Origin of the sequence: uncultured Acetobacteroides sp. (assembly GCF_963667355.2) — a bacterium.
GTDB lineage: Bacteria > Bacteroidota > Bacteroidia > Bacteroidales > ZOR0009 > Acetobacteroides.
Genome location: NZ_OY763328.2, coordinates 172,333 through 192,614, shown reverse-complemented (window position 1 = coordinate 192,614; position 20,282 = coordinate 172,333). Strand labels below are relative to the sequence as shown.

The window sequence follows — 20,282 nt, the reverse complement described above, 5'->3', positions numbered from 1 at the left end:
AATTAAACAACTATGAGAAGCAAAATAATATTACTACTATTCGCAGGAGCATTGGGTTTTTTAAGTTCTTGTGATGATTATCTTGATGAAACACCAAAGTCTTACTTAACGCCCGAACAGTACTTAACTGACGAATCTCACTTAGCGGCATATTCTATTGCACGTTATGGTGTATTCCCAACCCACGGAAGTTGGTCATTTGGTACTTTTGGTATTGATGCCGGAACCGACAATATGGCTTCTGATGGCTACGATAATAAGTATGTTCCAGGACAGTCTAAAGTAGGTCAGAATGGGGGAGATTGGTCTTTTGGCGATATCTACCAGTGTAACTATTTTTTAAACAAGGTTGTTCCTCGTCTAAAGGCTAATACTATTACGGGTAATATCGATAATATTAAGCATTACATAGGCGAAATGTACATGATTAGAGCTTATGTGTACTTTACGAAACTTCAGGCTCTTGGTGATTTTCCTATTATTAAGACAGCTCTTCCTGATAATCAGGAAATATTGGCTGCAGCTAGTAAGAGAGCACCTAGAAATGAGGTTGCACGATTTATTCTTCAGGATCTCGATTCTGCCATTACATTAATGAAAAATGTTGCTCCAGATGGAAAGAAAAATCGTTTGTCGAAGTATTGCGCATTACTACTTAAATCGCGTGTTGCACTATACGAGGGTACTTGGTTGAAGTATTTCAAGGGAACAGCATTTGTTCCAAATGGATCAAACTGGCCTGGCAAATCGAAGGACTACAATGCAAATTACCAGTTCACTAGTGGAAGTATCGATAAGGAAATTGAATTCTTCTTGGGAGAAGCAGTTGCTTCATCTAAAGAGGTTGCAGATGCTATCCCACTTGTTAATAATAATATGGTACTTCAACAGAGCACATCAGATGCGGTTAACCCTTACTTCTCAATGTTTAGTGATGTTGATATGTCAGGATACAGCGAAGTACTATTATGGCGCAAGTACGACAAGGGATTGGGCGTAACTCACAATGTTCCAGTTTACGCACAATCCGGAAATCATGCGATTGGACTTACTCGTGGTATGGTCGAAGGTTTCTTAATGGCCAACGGTTTACCAATTTATGCTGCTGGCTCAGGATATGCAGGTGATGATCAAATCTCGGATGTTCGTAAAAATAGAGACGGTCGTCTATGGTTATTCTTGAAGGAACCTGGACAAAAGAATGTGCTATATCCAAGTTCAGTTGGAGACCATGCAACTCCAGTAGAACTTACCCCTTTAATCACAATTTCTGATGTTGAAAGAAAGTATACTACAGGTTATGCTATTCGAAAAGGATTAAACTACGATGCGGCTCAGTGTGGTAATGGTCAAGGTTATACTGGTGCTATTGTGTTTAGAGCTGTAGAGGCTTACCTAAACTACATGGAGGCTGACTATGAACTAAATGGAAGGTTGAGTGATATTTCTAAAGGCTATTGGAAAGCGATTAGAAACAGAGCAGGAGTTGATCCTGACTTTGATAAGACTATTGCTGCTACAGATCTTTCTAAGGAGGCTGCTAACGATTGGGGCGTATACTCTGCAGGTCAAATGGTAGATAAGACGTTGTACAATATTCGTCGTGAGCGTCGCTGCGAGTTAATGGCTGAAGGTTTACGCTTTATGGATCTTAAGCGTTGGAGAGCAATGGATCAAATGATTTCAACTCCCTACCATATCGAAGGATTTAAGCTATGGGGTGGTACCATCCAAACTTGGTACAACGCAAGCGATCTTAAGTATGGGATTGGTGATGCTAGTAATGTTTCAGCACCTTCATTAAGTGCATATCTACGTCCTTATGAGAAGACACCTACATCTCTTGCTTATAATGGATATAGATGGGCTATGGCGCATTACTTAAGCCCTATTGCTGCTCAACACTTCTTAATTACCTCTAAGGATGGCAAGGATGCATCAACCTCGCCTATTTACCAAAATCCAGGTTGGTCTACCACTCCTAATACGGCTCCTGTTCAATAGTATTAATTACTGTAGAAAAGATTGTCTGTACAGATAAGTATATACCACCTTGGTTTAATACCAAGGTGGTATTTTTCTATTGATTGATGATGCATCATTTCTAGAAAATGAGCAAATTGTACGGTAAACAATTTGTTTGATTAGGAGCATTGGACTAGTAGCATATTGATGCACGATGCTTGAAATATGGTTGAATTAAATAATAGCGAACAATGAAAAAACTTTTTTTTGTGCTAATGGCTGCATTGGCACTGGGGGCTTGCAGCAAAAATGCAGGTTCAGGTGGTAAGGAGCTTCTTGCTGAAAGTAGCTTCGATACTACCATGAATGGTAAAAAGGTCGCGCTTTATATGCTGACCAATAAGAATGGTATGGCTATTCAGATTACCAACTATGGTGCACGAATTGTAAGCCTGTGGGTGCCTAGCAAAGGTGGCGAGTTTAAGGATGTGGCATGGGGATATAGCTCCATTAAAAGCTATCTTAATGCTACTGATAATTATGCTGGACCTATTGTAGGACGCTATGGCAACAGAATTGCAAAGGGTAAGTTTACCCTCGATGGTAAGGAGTATACCCTTACGCTAAACGATCATGGGAATCACCTACACGGAGGCTCGAATGGATTTTGGAAGCGAGTTTGGGATGTTGATACCGTTGTAAGTAGGGGAGAAAACCAGTACATCACCCTTTCGTACCTATCTGCTGATGGCGAAGAAGGCTATCCTGGTAATTTAAAGATCAAGGTAACCTACACGTTAAGCGAAGGTAATGAACTTAAGATCCAGTATGCAGCAACAACGGATAAGCCTACTGTTGTTAATCCAACGAGTCACGTTTACTTCAACCTTCACGGGACTTCAGCCAAATCGACAAATTCGCATGTGATGCAGCTGCTTGCCGACAGCTACACGCTTACCGATTCGTTGCTTATTCCAACTGGTGAAATATCGTCGGTAGAAAATACCCCACTTGATTTTAGAAAACCGACTGCCATTGGCGATAGAATCAACAACGATTTTGTAGCGCTTAAAAACGGGAAGGGATACGACCACAACTGGGTTCTAGCCAAAAAGGGTAAGGGCGTGGAGCTGGCTGCCGTTGTTTTTGAGCCAGAGACAGGTATAGAGATGTCGGTATCTACCGATCAGCCAGGAATTCAATTCTATAGTGGTAACTTTATGGATGGAGTAGATACAGGCAAGTATGGTCAAAAGCATGGTTACCGTTCGGGAATTGCCTTAGAAACACAAAAGTTCCCTGATGCGCCAAATCATTCGAGCTTTCCATCTACGGTTCTAAAACCAGGGGAGACCTATTCGCAAACGAGTGTTTACAGCTTTAAGGTGAAGTAGCAACGTTTCGTTTGATCAAAAATAGAAGAGGGCTCGTAAGAGTCCTCTTTTTTTGACCTAATCGGAGCTGCCTTATGGAGTTCGGACAACCGCACTTTAAAGTAGCATAACACGGAGGCTCTGATACCCAGCGCTCACAGGGCGTAATCATTTCTAGCGTTGATCCTTTACGATCGGAGAATACAGCGTGAAGCCTGTGGCTGCGAGCGACAAAGGTGCAAGGCACTTTCCCCTTTTGCGCTGTGGCTTTTACCAAAAGTATTTTACGGCTTATCCTGCCTAGAAAACGGGCAAGGTAACGTTGTCATAGCAGCGATTTTTTATCCAGCCTCCAGCTTGCGATGGGCAAATTCTGAAATTGCTCTGTGCTACCCTGTGCCTCTGTATCCCTGTGATTTTAAAGAAAATCTTAAATGCGGTTGCTCTAGGTAAAGCAGCCCTGCAATTTATTGGGTAATTATCAAATAAATAGTTGCATTTACCAACTAAATAACCAATAGAATTAAATCAACAATTTGTAGCAAATTAGCCATTAGCAGTGTACCATTTCTATAACACTACATTGCACTATGTGAATGTAGTTTGCACTCTTTGACACTGTAGCCTTGGTAGAAGTGGTGCTATCTGTCATTTGAGGTAAATATACGTGCTAATGTCTGATTTACATGCTTTGCAAGATTAGGCCTTGAATTAACATTCTGTAAACTTTGCTTCATTTTGTATTTAAAATGCTTCATCTTTGATACAAGATGTTCCATCTTTAATACAAAATGCTTCATCTTTGATTCAATATGCTTCATCTTTAATACAATATACTTCATCTTTAATACAAAATGCTCCATATTTGATTCAAGATGATCCATCTTTAATACAAAATGAAGCATATTTTATGGCAAATAGTTAAATACAGTATTATTTCACATTGTCTTTAATGCAAAATGCTCCATCTTAGACCCGAAAAAAGGCATTTTTAATACAAAATGCTTCATTTTGGATCAAAGATGGAGCATCGGCGATAGCAATTGCTCCGTAATTCCATCTATTTATTTTGGAATTAGCTGCTGCAGATGGCGTAGAAGTATGGCAGGTTGTAAATTTGCAGGGAGTATTTCACATTGCTGATGGCTAATGTTATTCTTACAAAGGCTAAAATGCTTAAGCTCTATGACGGTTTTAGTTGGGTAATGTCCTACATTTAGCTCGCTATTCAATCGTTCCGTGGTTGTGCTTATGCTGGAGGCTGTTTCTCCGCATTGCATGTGCGAAAATTCGAATTCAACCCTCTCAGATTGTAAATCCGCCACCATTATGCGATAATACTCAGCATTAGTATAGAACCTAATCTGTGCTAGCCTGTGTTTTGGTGTTAAAATACGGGTGTCCTAGATTATGGATGTGGTTGTTTGTTTACTGGCATAAAAGTTCGAATTTTACGGTTCATTACAATCGAACCCTGATGAAAGATTTTACCGAAGGAAATGTATCCAAGCTTATATTTAACTTCTCGGTTCCTTTGCTGCTTGGAAATGTATTCCAATCGCTCTATAGCATTATAGACAGCATCATCGTAGGGCGATATCTGGGCCCCCAGGCTCTTGCAGCAGTTGGTGCATCGTATCCGATTATCTTTTTCATCATAGCGTTGGTTATTGGTATTGGTAGTGGGGGATCGATTGTGATTGCGCAGTACTTTGGCGCAAAGCAGTACGATAAGGTTAAGAAGACTGCCGATACCATTAATATTTTCCTACTAGTTGCTGGTTTTGTGGTTGCTGTCTCTGGAATCTTTCTTGCGAAGCCTATCTTGCGATTAATTCTACTTCCAGAGGAGCTGCTTGATGATGCAGCGCTGTTTCTGAAAATATACCTAGGTGGAATGATCGCCTTCTTTGGCTTTAACGGCGTAATCTCAACCTTGCGAGGCGTTGGAGATTCAAAGACTCCGCTGTTCTTCCTTATAATATCGACTATTGCCAATATATTTCTCGATATTCTTTTCATTGGTGTTTTTCATTGGGGAATTGCTGGCGCTGCTTGGGCAACGTTATTGGCTCAGCTGGGGGCATTTGTCTCCGCAGTAATCTACATAAACCGTACGCACAAGATCTTCCGCTTTGCAATAAAGGGGATTAAATTCGATCGTGAGATTTTTCGTCACTGCATGAAGATTGGCTTACCTTCAGGGGTTCAGCAAACCTTTGTGGCGTTGGGGATGACAGCTGTAATGGGGATCGTAAACACCTTTGGGACGAACGTAATTGCGGCCTATAGCACCGCTTCGCGAATTGACTCTCTGGCAATGATGCCTGCCATGAACTTTTCCATAGCGCTATCAACATTTGTTGGGCAAAACGTAGCAAGGGGGAATATGGATCGAATCAGAAAGGGGCTTACCTCAACCCTGGGCATGTCGATGGTGATTACCGTAATTGTTTCGCTGGTTATTATCTTTTTTGGGCATAGCATGATGCGCATGTTTACAACCAGCGATGAAGTTGTCAGAATTGGAGGGGAGTACCTCACGGTTGTTTCTGCTTTTTACTGGATGTTTACCATTATGTTTGTGGTTAACGGGCTGCTGCGTGGTGCCGGCGCAACTATGGTTCCGATGCTCACCACCTTGATTTCGCTATGGGCGGTGCGTGTACCTGCTGCCTACCTTCTTACGAAGGCAATTGGCGAAGATGGCATCTGGTGGTCTATCCCAATAGGGTGGGTCGTTGGTATGATTGGAGCATTTGCCTACTATAAAACGGGAAAATGGAAGGGGAAAACGGTATTCCACCGCTCGGGAATCGGCCAATCGGAAGAGGCAATGAGAGGAGAAGTAGAGATTTAGAGCGCATTGTAGATGAAAAAGAGTTACCTTTATCAAAATTTATATAGAATATGGTAAGATCGATGACCGGCTATGGCAAAGCCGAACAAGAAATACAGGGAAAAAAGATTACCATCGAGCTTCGTTCGCTAAATAGTAAGCAGCTCGATTTAAACGTAAAGCTTCCGATGTCGTACCGCGAGTACGAGTTGGAGCTCCGTGCCGAAGTTGCCAAAAAGCTTGTTAGGGGCAAGTCCGACCTATTTATTTTCGTTGAGACCGTAAAAGAGGAAGCTCCTGCAACTATTAATATGAATGTCTTCGGGAGCTACTACGAGCAGGTAAAGCAGGCTTCGGAGAAGTTTGAAATAAGCCTCATCAACGAGCCTGTGGTACAAACCATACTTCGTATGCCCGATGTGCTTCATGTGCAACGTCAGGAGGTAACAGAAGAGGAGGTTGCCGCTCTTAAGCAAACCGTACAGAGGGCACTTTGCGAGATCGAAAAGTTCCGCGCTCAGGAAGGGGCTGCTCTAATAGCAGATATTCTTCATCGAGTTGAGAAAATAGAGAACCTTGTTACTACCATCGAACCTTTCGAAAAGGGGAGGATAGAGGTAATAAAGACTCGTATCGCCAATAACATTGCCGAATTTGTTCCTCAAGCGAATATCGACCAAAACAGATTTGAGCAGGAGCTCATTTTCTACGTCGAGAAGCTTGATATTACTGAAGAAAAGGTTCGCCTACGCAACCACTGCAAGTACTTCCGCGAGATTTGCGATGTCGAGGAGACGCCTGGTCGTAAGTTGGGCTTTGTTGCTCAGGAAATGGGGCGCGAAATCAACACCCTTGGATCGAAGGCCAACGATGCCGATATCCAGAAGATGGTAGTTCAGATGAAGGACGAACTTGAAAAGATTAAGGAGCAGGTGCTCAACATTCTCTAACTTTCGCATTTCGCGAATCGAAAATCGCACTCAACAGACATGAACGGTAAAATGATTATTTTCTCAGCTCCATCTGGGGCTGGGAAAACTACCATAGTTAAGCATCTACTATCAAAGTTTCCTCAATTCGAATTCTCCATCTCGGCCACATCGCGTAAGATGCGCGAAGGCGAGCAGCACGGTAAGGATTACTTCTTCCTTTCTGCCGAAGATTTTAGGCAACGCATCTCTAATAGCGAATTCGTAGAGTGGGAAGAGGTGTACACCGACAACTTCTACGGAACGCTTAGATCCGAACTCGACAGAATCTGGTCGAAGGGTAACGTTGTTATCTTTGATGTTGATGTTAAAGGTGGAGTAAACCTTAAAAAGATGTTTCCTGATAACTCCCTTTCGCTATTCGTAATGCCCCCATCGGTAGAGGAGCTGCGCAACAGGCTGGTTGGCCGAGGAACCGATAGCGCTGAAGCTATAGAGCGTCGTGTCGCCAAAGCCGAAGAGGAGCTTTCGTATTCCGATAAGTTCGATGTCGTGGTGGTGAACGATAACCTCGAAGAGGCAAAGGACAAGGCTGAGATGGTTATTGCTTCGTTTTTAGAATAGTATTTATAATGAGATATGAGATGCTCAGGTTGACTAATGTAACAATGATTCTTATTTTTTTCTGTTGCGCGTCTCATATCTCACATCACATAAGTAGTATAAATTAAAGAATCTTTATGTTCGTCGGGCTTTACTTTGGTTCGTTTAATCCTGTACATAATGGGCATCTTCAAATTGCTGGAGAGATGCTTCGTCAGGTAGGTTTTGATGAACTCTGGTTTGTGGTAAGCCCGCAAAATCCGCTGAAGGAAATCTCCAATTTAGCCTCTAACGCCCATCGGCTAGCCATGCTTAGGCTTGCGCTTGATGACGTTGCTCTTCCTGTTAAGGTTTCGGATGTAGAATTTGGTCTCCCAATCCCTTCGTACACCTTCAAAACACTGGAGATGCTCTCTCAAGATCATCCTACTTATCGGTTTGCGCTGATTATGGGGAGCGATAACTTGGCTGTTATCGAGAAGTGGAAGGAGTATCAGCATCTTCTCGAAAAGTATCCCGTTTATTTCTATCCCCGCGAAGGCGACAATTCAGAAGCATTAGCAGCTGCCTATGATGCTCAAAAGGTTAATGCGTCGTTGCTTGATATATCATCAACACAGATACGCAATCTGGTGCTAGGGGAGAAGCCCATCGAACATCTGGTGCCATCGAAGGTGGCAGCGTACATTCGCGATAATGGCTTGTACCGATAACTCTAATCCCTTTAACGATATGATACAGGACGAAAGGAAGGTGGCAATAGTCTACGCTACCAAGCATGGGACTACCGAAAAGGTTGCCCAGCATATTGCAACGCTGCTGGGTGGTGATGTTACGCTCATTAGTCTAGAGGAAACTCGGATGCCTGATTTAGCAGCATTCGATTGTATTGTTATTGGAGGTTCGATTTACGCTGGCAAGATAAGAGGAAAGGTCGCCACATTTTGTGCTAGAAACCTTAGCATATTGCTGCAAAAGCGAGTTGCCCTTTACGTATGCGGCATGAACTATAAGGAATACGATGCAGAGCTGCGCAGTGCTTTCCTTGATCAGCTAAGGAAACATGCTGCTTGGTCGGGAGTTGTTGGCGGGGAGTTCTACATTGACAGAATGAACTTCTTTGAACGCTTCCTTATTCGCAAAATCTCAGGGGTTACAGCATCTGTTTCTAAGCTCGACTACGAAAAGATAGAGGAGTTAGTTGCTGCTATTAGGAGCTGCTAGTGTTGTTGTATGCCTAGAGAGGAGCATCCCTCTTCGTGCTCGCAAAATGCTAAATGTACTTGTACACCATAAAAACCGATACGCCAACTAGGAAAACGGCATATACCTTTTTAAAGGTAGCAGCTGGCAGATTGAGCGCCAACTTCGAGCCAAAGAAAACACCCGCCACAATTCCAATAGCCATTAATCCTGCGTATGAAAGGTTTAAATATCCCGATTCTGCGTAAATCATAACGCTGGGGAGCCCTACAGGGAGTTGCAACGCGGCAAGCGAGGTGGCCGTTGCTGCTTTGGGGTTGTACTTATAGAACTTTATCAGCATTGGGACAATTACGAGTCCACCGCCTTTGCCAAACATCCCGGCAATAATTCCGGCTAGGATGCCCACCGCAATGTAGGTCCAAAATGCACGGGAGATCCTTTCCCCATCTTCAGCTGATGCCGTGCCCTTCTTCTTAAAAATAAGTGCAGGAATGTTTAGGTAACCCGCCGCAATGTATAGCAGGAAGGCTGCGTAGAGCTTGGAGAGCAGCGAAACATTAACCGATACTGCCAGCTCGCCTCCGAGGAAAGACCCTGCAAATAGACCCAGCGACAGCCAAAGCGAGTCCTTTAGGTTAATGTACCCTGCCTTGTAGTAGGTGATTACTCCCAAAACTCCAACAGGGAGCAGCATTGCAGCAAGCGATGTGGCGTTGGCGTTAAGCATATCCATTCCGAACAGCGCAATTAGCGTGGGCACCATAATAATTCCACCACCAATGCCAAACAGTCCAGACAGTACGCCAGCAAGGACGCCCAAAGCAAATATCGCCACCAACATGAGCCTACTTTTTTTGTTCGGGTGCAAAACTAGCTCTTTGCCCCCGATATGCCTGAGGCGATGGCGCCGCACCACTTGTTTTTAGCTACGTTTAGACTACTAGGGCAACATATGGATTAGACCTGCCCATCTAGTGTGGCGCTATTGTCCAAAATCTGTATGAACATTATCCGTACCTTTCCTGCTGTTGGGGAAATTAAAAGAGGGGATGCTTCCCGAAATATAAGAATGAGCAATCGAAGATCTATCTGTCGCTATTCCAATGCAGGGAGGCAACTTGGAGAAAGCACTTGCGGTACAATAAGGACCTTGTAATCCATAACTCTATATGAAGTTGAACCACCTGTTTACCTAGCATCCCCGCGAGGTTGGAATGACCTATTTGGAGCATTTGCGATTTGCACTCTACCTTATTTAGGACGCTTGTGGGGTGTAGCGTCGCATCGTTGGTGCATGCCATATTCCCTTTTCTGCTTGTTACCAATACCAGCTCGCACCTAAAGGAGCTTAACGAGATATTTAGGACGAGAATTCCTTCGGATGAGGTGTCGAAAAAGGATGCGGTACAAAACTGTATAAAAGCCTAAAGTTGGTTGATGATCAGCTTGTACACGAAAAGTTATGTCGTTGGGATTAGCTGCGCTGAACTCGCACTTTATGCTCGGTTGAAGTTTCTACTTTGCTAAGTAGCGGTATACAGACCGCAATCTAAAAGTAGCAAAAAAGTAAAGCGCAGCAATTGATGGTGGCTGCGCTTTTATGGTTAGTACAAGTTTGCTGTTTAACTGCGGTCAAAGACCGCTTCTTATGTTCGACGGCATTACAAATGCCGCCGAGCCTCGTGCATTTATACTGCGACGAGCGAGGGCGTTTATTCTTCGACGAGCTAGAGGGAATCAGACATGCGAGCAGAGTAGAAGCCCTCCATTGCCTATAGCCAGTATTAGCAATAGTACTTTTATATTGTTTCTATTATTTCATATGATTCATTTATTAAATCATCATGTAAATTGTCATTTGGCTTTAATAACGCTTTTTCTTTTTCTCCATCTCCAATGCAAATTAAATGTGCATTTTCTTTAAATATTTCCTTTGAATATATTTCTATTTTAGAATCATTATTCTTATCATCAGCTATAGATAATATTGTTTGTGTGTCATTTGGATAATTTGAATTTATAAACTTTAATATGCTTTGTTTATTCCCTCCATCAATATCTTCTTTAAACACACTATCTAGAATAAAAGGTAATCGATGTATCTTTTCTGTCTCTGTTAATAATTTATTAAATGCAAAATGATAACTAAGAACAGCCAAATGAAGTTGAACACCTTGGAATGGGAAACTTGATATTTCATAAACCTTATAAAAGCGTTCCTCCTCTAATGTAGGAAGTCCTAATTGAGCATTATTGTATAAATATATTTGTTTGAAGGAATAATTTTTCTTTTCTCTTTCAATTATGATATCATCTTCTGTTTTATATTCACTTAGTTCTTCTTTTTTTTGAACTAAATCAAGATGTAACGCTCCTAATTGAGTTGTTAAATTTCTATTTAAAATAATGTTTGCTTTATTTTCAAGCCAACTATCTAAAGTAATATTGCTTTGGTTGTATGAAGAATATGATATATATTTATCACTGATCTCATTACGTAAAACCTCAATTTTATTGTTTAATGAATTAATTTTAGATTGGACACATTTAATCTTTTCTTTAATTTGTTTTTGCTCTTTTTCTGTGTCGTTATCTTCTTGAAAATGAACATATATTTGTTCAACACTTAATGGCAATGATTGAGTACAAGTTGGGCATTTGTCTTTTCCCGGAAATTGTTTTGTATGATTTCTTTTAACTTTTGATACAACAGACAGTCTTTGGTTATAAAATGTGAGTTTGTTTGATTCGCTTACTAATTGTTCTTCTAATCTAGAAAGTTCAGCTTTTGAATTAGAGAGCGATTTAACTAACTCATTAGCTTTACCTGTAAGAGAATCATCTATATTTTTTGAAATTTCGAAATCCCTATTTTCTCTTTCAACATTGGTAAAAAAAGCAATTTCTTTTTGTAATCCACTTATTTCATTCTCTATCTCTCGTTTTCTTTTTCTATCGGTTGTATTTTCTATACCTAGATAATAATCCAAAAAATCTTCTTTAAAATTTCTGTAAAAATCTAAATTTCTAAATGATTTACGTAGATACACCCAACCCACATCTTGTGAAACGTAATAAGGTAAAAATATTGTTTCTATTGGAGCTTCCGATATGCCAGATTTGGATTCTAACAACAAATTAAAATCAAAGAGTTCATTGAAGAATTTTTTCAATTTAATGTGTTCAACGGAATTATCACTATTTATACCATTAAAACGAAGAACTTTTTTATTAATGTCTTTAATTAATAGTGTTTCATCTTGACGTATAAGCGTTAATACTTCTGAACTTGTTTCTTTTTGAATTGAGCAATCTAATCTTACAAAAATTCCTTCACTTAAAATCTCTGTTAACTTTATTTTGTTGTCATTAATACCAAAACAGTAAAGAATAAGTTGTATTAACGTACTTTTACCTGCTGTATTTTTCCCATAAATAACATTCAATTTGTCTCCGAAGTCAGAGTAAAAGTACTTGTCATTTTCCTCACTATAGATAAGTATCTTTTTTATGTTTAGTTTTACTTTCATAATGAATTTATTGTTTCAAGATACGCTGCTGATATTGCAGCTTTAAGTTGAATTCCACTTAATGTTGTTGATTTGGTGGTGTTAAAATCAGAATATAAAGCATTAATACATTCTTTATCTGTATAATAACGCTTTAGAATTTCTTTGTTATCTTTTACAAATGTGTTTATTTTACGATGTTCGCTTTCGTTTAAATCTTTGAATTTATCAAAACTACTTATATAATGAAATTCAAATAGGTCTCTATCAAAAATGTTAATCTGCAGAGATTGACATACTTCATCTTTTTTACTTCTCCAAAAATCATACGCAAGTTTTTTACTTGTAAGCGTATCTATAATTTCATTAATTTCAGACGATTCTATCCTTTTTGAGAAATCAGATAAATTAGCAGAATCTCCTTGATTGAAAGTACATTCAATTTCATTTAATCTAAATGTAAGAGTATCTAATGCTGCTATATGGTCAGTAATTCTATTACCAAATACAGTTCTAAACTTGCCTATAAGTTGTTCTCTCTGGGCTTTTGAAGTTCTGCCTATGTCGATAAAGTGAAAGTGAAAATTTTCAAGGTTACTAATATCATTTTTAGTAAAGGTTACGTTTTTGTTTCCCTGTAATATTTTAGTTTTAACAGCATGATCTAAATTTGAAAATGAGACATTTGCATTTTCCTCATTGATAATGGTGTTATATTTTGTATTGTTATTTTGTCCTTTTAGTTCAATAGTATTATTGGTCGTAAAATAGTTTTTTTGATAAAAACTATCAGTTTTAGGATAATTGTCATTTAACACATCTTGACTTGAAAGTGCGATTTTTTTGATGATCTCAATAAGACTATTAAGAGTCCATTTATTTGTTGATTTTTTAGCTTGGATTGTTTCAACAGTTTTAAGGCTATTCTCATCGGATAGGTAGCCGAAAATTATATCATCTTGATGCTCTAATATTATAAAGTACTTTTCATCTTTTATGTCCTCATATCTTTCAAGAAACAAGTAAATAGCACAATTCTTCTGAAAGTTCATACCCGTATTGGCTTGAACTCCAGAATTTACATTGGTAATCATTAATGCTTCGGTCATTTGCTTGGTCTTCTTAGTATTAGTGCCAACTCGTTTACATGCGCAGCTTTTGTTACGCTTATACGACTACCAAAGTAAGCTAATAATTACAAATCATCAAAGGGCACTTTACTTTTTCAAGGCTTGTCACTAAAAGCTGTTCACCAGATAAAATAAAAAGGAGAACTCGTTACGAATCCTCCTTTTACCTGTTTTTTGCAGCGCTACGCCTCAGGGGCTTTCGACTTCCCCTTTTTGGGCTTGCGTTGCTTGCGCTTCACGTCGCTACTGCGTTTGCCACCAACCTTTTCGTACTCCTTGCTATCTTTCCCGTACTTGAGCAGTACCTCCGAAAGCGTTTTAGAGCAGAAGTCGGTTATGACTTTTTCCGCACCTTCCAGCTCGTATAGCCGATCGTCGACAATAGAGAGCGTGGTGTTGTAGGACTGAAGAATTGCCTCCCCGTTGTTGAGCAGCCTGGTGCCTTCTGCTACCGATACGCCATATTCCAGCACGAGCTTCTCGTCGATGGAAAGGAGTCCGGCAAGCCTGACCTTTAGCAGATCAATAGCGGCAGAAGTTCTCTTCTTGCGTGCCATAGGCAGTCCTTTGTTTAATTGTTAATACTTATTTTGTCAATGTTCGACCTTCAATAGCGGGAATGCCCGTCATCCAGCATGTTGTTGGTTGCCCAACCTGCCTGCTGCTGGTCTCTCCATTTGGTATATTAACATAGGTATAGCAAATGTTGTTTAAAAAGCATCATTTTTTTTTACAAAAAGAGTGTTTACTACGCTGGGAGGAAGATTTTTGCTCCATTTTGTCGCTCTCAATAGCTGTAATGAGTGTTATATAAGGCTAGATGCTAAACGTGTAGGAGCAAATGGTGGTTTGATGGAGTGGTAGGAGGCGTAGCTCTGCGGTTTAAGCGATTTTCCTTAAAGGATAAGAGATAATGTTTAAAGGATAAGAGATTTCCTTTAAGCATAAGAGATATTGTTTAAAGGAAATGAGATTTCCTTTAAAGGATAAGAGATATTGTTGAAGGGAAATGAGATTTCCTTTAAGCATAAGAGATAATGTTTAAAGGAAATGAGATTTCCTTTAAAGGATAAGAGATATCGTTAAAGGAAAATGAGATTTCCTTTAAGCAATAACGGTTATCCTCTCGATTTTAAGCATAATTCCCTTCTGTACAAAAAAATCTGTGGTCATTCAATAAGGTTGGCGAAGAGCCAGGGATATCGCTTTTAAAAAAACATCGATCATAATGGAGGTAGATGTAAAGGAATCAGCAAGTCGTAGCACAAAGTGTATCCCCCTTTGGAGGGGGAAGGGGGAGGAAAATAGACGTTAGAGGTAAATACTTGATCCCAATGATTGCTATACACTTCTAAAAAAATCCACCCCCTAACCCCCGCCGGCGGGGGATATCCTTCGAAATAGAGTAGTGTAAATCTTAAAGGCGAAATCCTTGGCCGAAGTGCTAAGCCGTTATGAGTTTTCAGCATTTCGCCCAATTGACCTTAGTCTTTCATTCCTCCTATTGCCCTAAGTTTTTAGGAGGGGTGGGTACTTTTATTGCTGTGAGACATAATATAAAGGAGGCATTGCTGTGGGGGAATGCGCTGGCGCATAAGCCTAAGTCAATGCCTCCTTGGCGTTTGGCACTGAGGCCAAACTATTTACAGATAGCAGCTTGTTTCTATTGTTCAGCCAACGAGGGTTGGCTGGCAAGCATGGTGAGCGTGGTGCTCTGCAGCTTGCGGAAGGTATACTCCCGAATGTCCTTAAAGGTGCTTCGAATGGGGCAGCTGGCCTCGTCCTTGCAGTGCTCGCAGGGCTGGTAGCTTTTCTCGGAGGTGCAGGCGAGCATGGCGATGCTGCCCTCGAATAGCTGGATGATCTCCAGCAGGCTAATCTCATCAGGATGCTTGAGCAGGAAGTAGCCGCCGCTCTTACCCAGCTTGCTGGCCAGGTATCCGTTCTTCTTCAGGTCTAGGAGGATCGACTCCAGAAATCGTTTGGGGATCAGCTCGCTTTCGGCTATTTGGCTAATGCCCAATGTGCCCTTGCCGTACTCTTTGGCCAGCCGCGTTAGGGCCAGCATGGCGTACCTTGTTTTTTGTGTAAGCATGGGTTATCCTATTTTGCTAATTTGCTTGAGCTTGTCGAGGTCGCATATCCGTAGCTGCTTGCCCGAAAGGTCGATCGTTTGCTCGGCTTGCCACTTCGACAGGGTCATTATCACATTCTCGGGCGAGCAGCAGGCAAACTCGGCCAGCTCCTTGCGGGTGAGCGATAGGGGGAAGTCGCTGGTGCGGTACACATCCTCCGATAGGTAGAGGATGGTATCGGCAATTCGCCCCTCCTTCTGCTTGCTGGCCACGCTCACGAAGTTCAGAATCGACTTCTTGAACATCTCGGCCGCAATTTGGTAGAGGGCAACGGCCAGCTTTCCGTTATTCGAAAGCAGCTCGAGCAGCACCTTCGAGTCCATGAGGATTACGCTGCAATCCTCCACCGCAACAATCGAGAAAAGGTTGTTATCCTTGTAGAACAGGTTGGCCCCACCCAGTATCTTGGGGGCGGCCACAATGGAAAGGATGATGCGCTTGCTGTTCTCGTTCTGGTAGCTGAACTTTACCACTCCCTGCTGCAGGTAGGCCACGTGTGTTGGCTGGTTACCCTGCTTCAGGATAACCTCCCCCTTCTTGTACTCGAGCTTTACCGAGGTCCGCTCAATCTTCTCGAACTCCCTCTCCGTGATAAACTGTAGGGCAATGCGCTTTAACCAGCTGCTATCGCTAAATATGGCTTCCATTGTAGCTGCAATCTGTGTTGAGTTGTACCATAGCTTAAAAGTTCATTAAGCAGTATGGAATATTTAATCTATTTGGGTTTAACCTTCAATACAAATATACAGTAAATCGGTAGATATTTGCAATAATATTGTATGATGTAACTATTATAATGGTATAACGATGGAAATAAAAACGCTAACGGTTATTGGCGGTATTGGTAAGGGTGGAAGCCCGGAGAAGGTCGAGCGATTTGACCTGAAGATGGGCGACATCATCAGCATTGTCGGCCCAACGGGCTGCGGAAAGACTACGCTGATCAACGATATCGAGCTTTTTGCAAATAGGAACACCCCCTCGCAGCGCGCAGTGCTGGTTAACGGGGAGACGATTCCCGAGGATTTCTCCTTCGACCCCTCGAAGCATCCCATTGCGCTCATCTCGCAGCATACCAACTTTTTATCCGACCTGCCCGTGGGCGAATTCTTGGGCATTCATGCCAAGATTAGAGGCTCGAAGGATATTGAGCAGATGGTGAACGAGACGCTGGAGTTTGCCAACCAGCTAACTGGAGAGGCAATTGTTAGGGAGACTTCGATGACCGAGCTATCGGGAGGGCAAACCCGCTCGCTGCTTATTGCCGATGCTGTTATTATCGGCCATTCGCCCATCATCCTGCTCGATGAGATTGAGAATGCGGGCATCGACCGTACCAAGGCGCTGGAGCTGCTTAAGAAGTACGACAAGATCTTCGTTTTTGTAACGCACGACCCCCGTATTGCGCTGCTTTCCGATTTTCGCATCATCATGGAGAGCGGGGCCATGCAGAAGCTCATTGTTACCAGCGACGAAGAGCGTGCCGCAGCGGTTGGCCTAAAGCAGCTCGACGACATCATGCTCGAGTTCCGAAAGTTTATCCGTGCCGGCGAGCAGATCAGCAGCTCGCTCTTTAACCAGCAGCTTACCGAACTGGCCGCAACCTATCAACCATCACTAAAGTAAAGATTAAGCCATGAAGCTAATTGTTATTGCAGGACCTCCAACCTGTGGAAAGACAACCGTAATCCGCCAGGTAATCCGCCGAATCATAGGTAAGGGGCTAAAACCAGCCTATTTGAAGATAGATGTCCTTTTTGCCGACGAGGCCGAGCTAATTAATAAGGAGTTTGGTATTCCCACCAGGCGCATATACTCTGGCGAACTTTGCCCCGACCACTGCAACGTGGTGGTGCTCGACGAGGCGGTGGAGTGGGCCGAAAGCGAACAGGCCGACTTCCTTTTTGTTGAAACTGCCGGCCTTTGCCTGCGCTGCTCGCCCTATGTGGAGAACTCCTTGGGCATTGTGGTGCTCGAGGCAACCAGCGGGATGAACCTGCCCCGAAAAATTGGCCCCATGCTAACCCTAGCCGACATCAGCGTGGTTACCAAAATCGACCTGATATCTCAGGCCGAGCGCGAGGTGTTCCGGTACCGCATTCTCGAAGCCGCCAAGGAGATCATGGTGGTGGAGAGCAACGCCCTGTACGGCATTGGCATCGATCCTATCGTTCGCGAAATCCTCAAGACAAAGGATATCGAGCAGCCAATGTTCCTTAAGGGTAACCCTCCTGTGGGTACGTGTACCATTTGCGTAGGTAAAAAGGAGATCGGAGCGAAGAACCACTTCGGGGTGCTTCGAACCATGGAAAACGATTTGTTCTATGTCGGAGAGTAAGGCCCATTGTATTTATCTCGATAACGCAGCAACGACCCCTCTTGATAAAAGGGTGTTCGACGAGATGGCCAGGTGTTACATGGACGACTTTGGCAATGCCTCCAGCTTGCACTCGTTCGGAACTCAGGCCAAGGCGCTCCTCGAAAGCTGCCGAAGCCGGCTGGCGAAGCTCATAAACGCCAACCCCGACGAGATTGTCTTCACCTCGGGCGGAACAGAGGCAAACAACCTGGCTCTAAAGGGGATTGCCTTTGCCAATCGGCATAGGGGAAACCATATTATTGTATCGCAGATAGAGCACGACTGCGTACTTAATGCCTGTAAGTGGCTCGAAACGCAGGGATTCTTCGTCTCCTACCTTCCTGTCGATGGCGATGGGGTTGTTGATTTGGAGCGCCTGTCGCGCTTAATCAACGCCAAAACAATTCTGGTGTCGGTGATGCACGCCAACAACGAGATTGGAACCATTCAGCCCATCGCCGAGATCGGTAGGATTTGCCGCGAAAGGGGCGTTTTCCTTCATACTGATGCCTGCCAGTCGTTTGGTAAGGTTCCAGTCGACGTGGTTTCGCTTGGCGTTACGCTGATGTCGCTAAATGCCCATAAGATTTACGGGCCGAAAGGTGTTGGATGCCTCTACGTGAAGCGTGGAACGGCCATTACCCCCCTGCTCCATGGAGGAGGCCAGGAGTTTGGCATTCGTTCCACCACCGAAAATCTTCCAGGAGTTGTCGGGTTTGCAAAGGCCGCCGAGCTATGCATCTCCGAGATGGAGGTAGAGGCCAAGCGCTTATCGGCACTTTGTAGCCGCACCATCGACGTGCTTCAGCACCACTTCGATGGCTTTTACGTAAACGGCAGCATGGAAAGCCGCCTGTCGGGTTACCTTAACTTCGCAATAGGCGGCCTCGAGGGCGAAACCATTCGCCTTCTGCTGCTCCTCGACGAGGAGGGCATTGCCGTCTCGGCCGGTTCGGCCTGCTCCAACAACGACTCAACCCACAACGCGTCGCACGTGCTTCAGGCCATAGGCCGCGATCAGTTTCAGGCACGGGGTGCCATACGAATCGGATTCGGACGGTTCAACAGCGAAGAAGATGTGGATGCTTTCATTCGGGTTCTTGTTCAGAAGGTAGAAAAACTCAACTCAATTTTTTCTTTATAAAGATGGAAACAGCAACAAAAAAGCATGAGGAAATACTTGCTTCGCTTCCCAAGTTGGATTGCGGGGCTTGCGGATGTAAAAGCTGCAGCGATTTGGCGGGCTTGGCCGCACAGGATGATGCCGAACTTAAAAAATGCATCCATATCGCCGATAAGCTAGGGAACAAAGAGGATGCAAAAGGGTGCTTTATGTGCGCCAAGGAGGCTTCGGGCCTTGGCGAAAAAATGGAATGGAAGGACAACCTAAAGCGGGACTTCGACTTTATTCTCGATTGCTTTCCAGATGAGCCTGGCCCCAAGGAGACTATTCTTCCCTACAATCCAGCGCTGATAAAAGAGCTGGGCGTTAAGAAGGGGGACGTCATGATTGGGCGTCCAATGGGAATGTCGTGCGGTTGCCCCATCACCCACTGCGGTATTGTTTCTGCCGCCGATGCCCGAAATGGGGTGATTAACTGGAATGTTACCGGCCCATTACGACCTCGTGCGGAGGGTTTCGTTGATATTGGCTACTACGTTTCCCAGGCCTACGAGGGAATCATTAAGGAGAGCAAGGTGGAGATTAAGCAGGGAATGAGGTACTGGTTTTTACCTCGTCGATGCATGCTGCAGTGGAGGCATAGCGGTTTGGTAAACGCCGTTACCAAGCTGAGGGATGGCTCCTATAAGGTTAGGATTGAAGGATTGCTGATAGGGTAGAACATTACCTACAAATAAAAAGAGGGGTCATTCTTTAGAATGACCCCTCTTTCCTATACTTCTTTCTACTTACTTCTTCGAATCATCGATAGAAAGCTTTCTGAACTCCTTAAAAAGCTTAGTCAGCTCTAAAGTAGCTTTTCTTGCGCGAGCAGCTGCAGCTTTACTGTTCTTAGAAGAGTATGCCTCTACGTTCTCGTTGTAAAGTGCAATTTGCTCTTTGATTTGGTTAAGTAGTTCTTGCATTGCAATAAAATAGTTGAATTAGTATTGATGTTAACTTTTGCATCCATCAAAAATACGGTAACGTTTCTGATGTTTACGAAAGCTAATATACAGAAAAAAATAACGTGCAATAGCCTAGAGCCTACATTCTCACTATGTTTTCGATA

19 protein-coding genes are annotated in these 20,282 nt (G+C 42.9%); 12 read left to right on the top strand and 7 right to left on the bottom strand.

Features of this window, described 5'->3' with window-relative positions; genetic code table 11:
- Nucleotides 1-12 precede the first annotated feature (12 nt).
- The 7 genes from ACHZA1_RS00855 to ACHZA1_RS00825 all read left to right on the top strand — a co-directional run bounded on the left by ACHZA1_RS00855 (nucleotide 13) and on the right by ACHZA1_RS00825 (nucleotide 8,933).
- The gene (locus ACHZA1_RS00855; protein ID WP_320053347.1) at nucleotides 13-2,004 is read left to right on the top strand and encodes a RagB/SusD family nutrient uptake outer membrane protein; all 1,992 of its coding nucleotides are present in this window, start codon (nucleotides 13-15) and stop codon (nucleotides 2,002-2,004) included.
- Nucleotides 2,005-2,216: 212 nt separating this feature from the next.
- Nucleotides 2,217-3,359, top strand: a complete 1,143-nt coding sequence (locus ACHZA1_RS00850) for an aldose epimerase family protein (protein WP_320053346.1) — start codon at nucleotides 2,217-2,219, stop codon at nucleotides 3,357-3,359.
- A 1,456-nt stretch (nucleotides 3,360-4,815) separates the two neighbouring features.
- Nucleotides 4,816-6,198: an MATE family efflux transporter gene (locus tag ACHZA1_RS00845; protein ID WP_320053345.1), complete on the top strand. Its 1,383-nt coding sequence runs from the start codon at nucleotides 4,816-4,818 to the stop codon at nucleotides 6,196-6,198.
- A 50-nt stretch (nucleotides 6,199-6,248) separates the two neighbouring features.
- Nucleotides 6,249-7,127, top strand: coding sequence for a YicC/YloC family endoribonuclease (locus ACHZA1_RS00840; RefSeq protein ID WP_320053344.1), 879 nt, complete (start codon nucleotides 6,249-6,251; stop codon nucleotides 7,125-7,127).
- A gap of 51 nt (nucleotides 7,128-7,178) precedes the next feature.
- The gene (gene gmk / locus ACHZA1_RS00835; protein WP_320053343.1) at nucleotides 7,179-7,730 is read left to right on the top strand and encodes a guanylate kinase; all 552 of its coding nucleotides are present in this window, start codon (nucleotides 7,179-7,181) and stop codon (nucleotides 7,728-7,730) included.
- Between the two features lie 116 nt (nucleotides 7,731-7,846).
- Nucleotides 7,847-8,422 carry a nicotinate (nicotinamide) nucleotide adenylyltransferase gene (gene nadD, locus ACHZA1_RS00830; protein ID WP_320053342.1) on the top strand — a complete coding sequence of 192 codons (576 nt, stop codon included), beginning with the start codon at nucleotides 7,847-7,849 and terminating at the stop codon, nucleotides 8,420-8,422.
- Nucleotides 8,423-8,441: 19 nt separating this feature from the next.
- The gene (locus ACHZA1_RS00825) at nucleotides 8,442-8,933 is read left to right on the top strand and encodes a flavodoxin domain-containing protein (RefSeq protein ID WP_320053341.1); all 492 of its coding nucleotides are present in this window, start codon (nucleotides 8,442-8,444) and stop codon (nucleotides 8,931-8,933) included.
- Between the two features lie 49 nt (nucleotides 8,934-8,982).
- Here ACHZA1_RS00825 and ACHZA1_RS00820 read toward each other — a convergent pair whose 3' ends face one another.
- Nucleotides 8,983-9,756: a sulfite exporter TauE/SafE family protein gene (locus tag ACHZA1_RS00820; RefSeq protein ID WP_320053340.1), complete on the bottom strand. Its 774-nt coding sequence runs from the start codon at nucleotides 9,754-9,756 to the stop codon at nucleotides 8,983-8,985.
- 425 nt (nucleotides 9,757-10,181) lie between these two features.
- Between ACHZA1_RS00820 and ACHZA1_RS00815 the strand changes: the two genes are divergently transcribed.
- On the top strand, nucleotides 10,182-10,343 hold the full coding sequence (locus ACHZA1_RS00815) for a DUF6356 family protein (protein ID WP_394701047.1): 162 nt from the start codon (nucleotides 10,182-10,184) through the stop codon (nucleotides 10,341-10,343).
- 371 nt (nucleotides 10,344-10,714) lie between these two features.
- Here the strand turns inward: ACHZA1_RS00815 and ACHZA1_RS00810 are convergent, their stop codons facing one another.
- The 5 genes from ACHZA1_RS00810 to ACHZA1_RS00790 form a co-directional block, all read right to left on the bottom strand.
- Nucleotides 10,715-12,445: a hypothetical protein gene (locus tag ACHZA1_RS00810; RefSeq protein ID WP_320053339.1), complete on the bottom strand. Its 1,731-nt coding sequence runs from the start codon at nucleotides 12,443-12,445 to the stop codon at nucleotides 10,715-10,717.
- The gene (locus tag ACHZA1_RS00805; protein ID WP_320053338.1) at nucleotides 12,442-13,533 is read right to left on the bottom strand and encodes a dsDNA nuclease domain-containing protein; all 1,092 of its coding nucleotides are present in this window, start codon (nucleotides 13,531-13,533) and stop codon (nucleotides 12,442-12,444) included. Before ACHZA1_RS00805 ends, ACHZA1_RS00810 begins: the two co-directional genes overlap by 4 nt.
- 203 nt (nucleotides 13,534-13,736) lie before the next feature.
- A complete protein-coding gene (locus ACHZA1_RS00800) occupies nucleotides 13,737-14,111 on the bottom strand; it encodes a hypothetical protein (protein ID WP_320053337.1) in 375 nt (124 codons plus the stop codon).
- Between the two features lie 1,106 nt (nucleotides 14,112-15,217).
- Entirely contained in the window at nucleotides 15,218-15,649 is a 432-nt protein-coding gene (locus ACHZA1_RS00795) for an Rrf2 family transcriptional regulator (RefSeq protein WP_320053336.1), read from the bottom strand.
- 3 nt (nucleotides 15,650-15,652) lie between these two features.
- A complete protein-coding gene (locus ACHZA1_RS00790) occupies nucleotides 15,653-16,336 on the bottom strand; it encodes a Crp/Fnr family transcriptional regulator (RefSeq protein ID WP_320053335.1) in 684 nt (227 codons plus the stop codon).
- Between the two features lie 160 nt (nucleotides 16,337-16,496).
- Here ACHZA1_RS00790 and ACHZA1_RS00785 point away from each other — a divergent pair, with 160 nt between their 5' ends.
- From ACHZA1_RS00785 to ACHZA1_RS00770, 4 genes are read left to right on the top strand one after another with little or no spacing between them, the layout of a single operon-like run.
- Nucleotides 16,497-17,315 carry an ATP-binding cassette domain-containing protein gene (locus ACHZA1_RS00785; RefSeq protein WP_320053334.1) on the top strand — a complete coding sequence of 273 codons (819 nt, stop codon included), beginning with the start codon at nucleotides 16,497-16,499 and terminating at the stop codon, nucleotides 17,313-17,315.
- Nucleotides 17,316-17,325: 10 nt separating this feature from the next.
- On the top strand, nucleotides 17,326-18,027 hold the full coding sequence (locus tag ACHZA1_RS00780) for a GTP-binding protein (protein ID WP_320053333.1): 702 nt from the start codon (nucleotides 17,326-17,328) through the stop codon (nucleotides 18,025-18,027).
- Nucleotides 18,014-19,192 (top strand): cysteine desulfurase family protein, encoded by a 1,179-nt coding sequence (locus tag ACHZA1_RS00775; protein ID WP_320053332.1) that lies wholly within the window; start codon nucleotides 18,014-18,016, stop codon nucleotides 19,190-19,192. Before ACHZA1_RS00780 ends, ACHZA1_RS00775 begins: the two co-directional genes overlap by 14 nt.
- Before the next feature lie 2 nt (nucleotides 19,193-19,194).
- The gene (locus ACHZA1_RS00770; RefSeq protein WP_320053331.1) at nucleotides 19,195-19,890 is read left to right on the top strand and encodes a (Fe-S)-binding protein; all 696 of its coding nucleotides are present in this window, start codon (nucleotides 19,195-19,197) and stop codon (nucleotides 19,888-19,890) included.
- 69 nt (nucleotides 19,891-19,959) lie between these two features.
- Here the strand turns inward: ACHZA1_RS00770 and ACHZA1_RS00765 are convergent, their stop codons facing one another.
- The gene (locus ACHZA1_RS00765) at nucleotides 19,960-20,136 is read right to left on the bottom strand and encodes a histone H1 (protein WP_320053330.1); all 177 of its coding nucleotides are present in this window, start codon (nucleotides 20,134-20,136) and stop codon (nucleotides 19,960-19,962) included.
- Between the last annotated feature and the right edge of the window lie 146 nt (nucleotides 20,137-20,282).

What these genes read in the sequence shown, in the direction of transcription:
- ACHZA1_RS00855 (WP_320053347.1), top strand. Translation starts at nt 13, where the DNA reads ATGAGAAGCAAAATAATATTACTACTATTCGCAGGAGCATTGGGTTTT.
- ACHZA1_RS00850 (WP_320053346.1), top strand. Translation starts at nt 2,217, where the DNA reads ATGAAAAAACTTTTTTTTGTGCTAATGGCTGCATTGGCACTGGGGGCT.
- ACHZA1_RS00845 (WP_320053345.1), top strand. Translation starts at nt 4,816, where the DNA reads ATGAAAGATTTTACCGAAGGAAATGTATCCAAGCTTATATTTAACTTC.
- ACHZA1_RS00840 (WP_320053344.1), top strand. Translation starts at nt 6,249, where the DNA reads ATGGTAAGATCGATGACCGGCTATGGCAAAGCCGAACAAGAAATACAG.
- gmk (WP_320053343.1), top strand. Translation starts at nt 7,179, where the DNA reads ATGATTATTTTCTCAGCTCCATCTGGGGCTGGGAAAACTACCATAGTT.
- nadD (WP_320053342.1), top strand. Translation starts at nt 7,847, where the DNA reads ATGTTCGTCGGGCTTTACTTTGGTTCGTTTAATCCTGTACATAATGGG.
- ACHZA1_RS00825 (WP_320053341.1), top strand. Translation starts at nt 8,442, where the DNA reads ATGATACAGGACGAAAGGAAGGTGGCAATAGTCTACGCTACCAAGCAT.
- ACHZA1_RS00820 (WP_320053340.1), bottom strand. Translation starts at nt 9,756, where the DNA reads ATGTTGGTGGCGATATTTGCTTTGGGCGTCCTTGCTGGCGTACTGTCT.
- ACHZA1_RS00810 (WP_320053339.1), bottom strand. Translation starts at nt 12,445, where the DNA reads ATGAAAGTAAAACTAAACATAAAAAAGATACTTATCTATAGTGAGGAA.
- ACHZA1_RS00805 (WP_320053338.1), bottom strand. Translation starts at nt 13,533, where the DNA reads ATGACCGAAGCATTAATGATTACCAATGTAAATTCTGGAGTTCAAGCC.
- ACHZA1_RS00800 (WP_320053337.1), bottom strand. Translation starts at nt 14,111, where the DNA reads ATGGCACGCAAGAAGAGAACTTCTGCCGCTATTGATCTGCTAAAGGTC.
- ACHZA1_RS00795 (WP_320053336.1), bottom strand. Translation starts at nt 15,649, where the DNA reads ATGCTTACACAAAAAACAAGGTACGCCATGCTGGCCCTAACGCGGCTG.
- ACHZA1_RS00790 (WP_320053335.1), bottom strand. Translation starts at nt 16,336, where the DNA reads ATGGAAGCCATATTTAGCGATAGCAGCTGGTTAAAGCGCATTGCCCTA.
- ACHZA1_RS00785 (WP_320053334.1), top strand. Translation starts at nt 16,497, where the DNA reads ATGGAAATAAAAACGCTAACGGTTATTGGCGGTATTGGTAAGGGTGGA.
- ACHZA1_RS00780 (WP_320053333.1), top strand. Translation starts at nt 17,326, where the DNA reads ATGAAGCTAATTGTTATTGCAGGACCTCCAACCTGTGGAAAGACAACC.
- ACHZA1_RS00775 (WP_320053332.1), top strand. Translation starts at nt 18,014, where the DNA reads ATGTCGGAGAGTAAGGCCCATTGTATTTATCTCGATAACGCAGCAACG.
- ACHZA1_RS00770 (WP_320053331.1), top strand. Translation starts at nt 19,195, where the DNA reads ATGGAAACAGCAACAAAAAAGCATGAGGAAATACTTGCTTCGCTTCCC.
- ACHZA1_RS00765 (WP_320053330.1), bottom strand. Translation starts at nt 20,136, where the DNA reads ATGCAAGAACTACTTAACCAAATCAAAGAGCAAATTGCACTTTACAAC.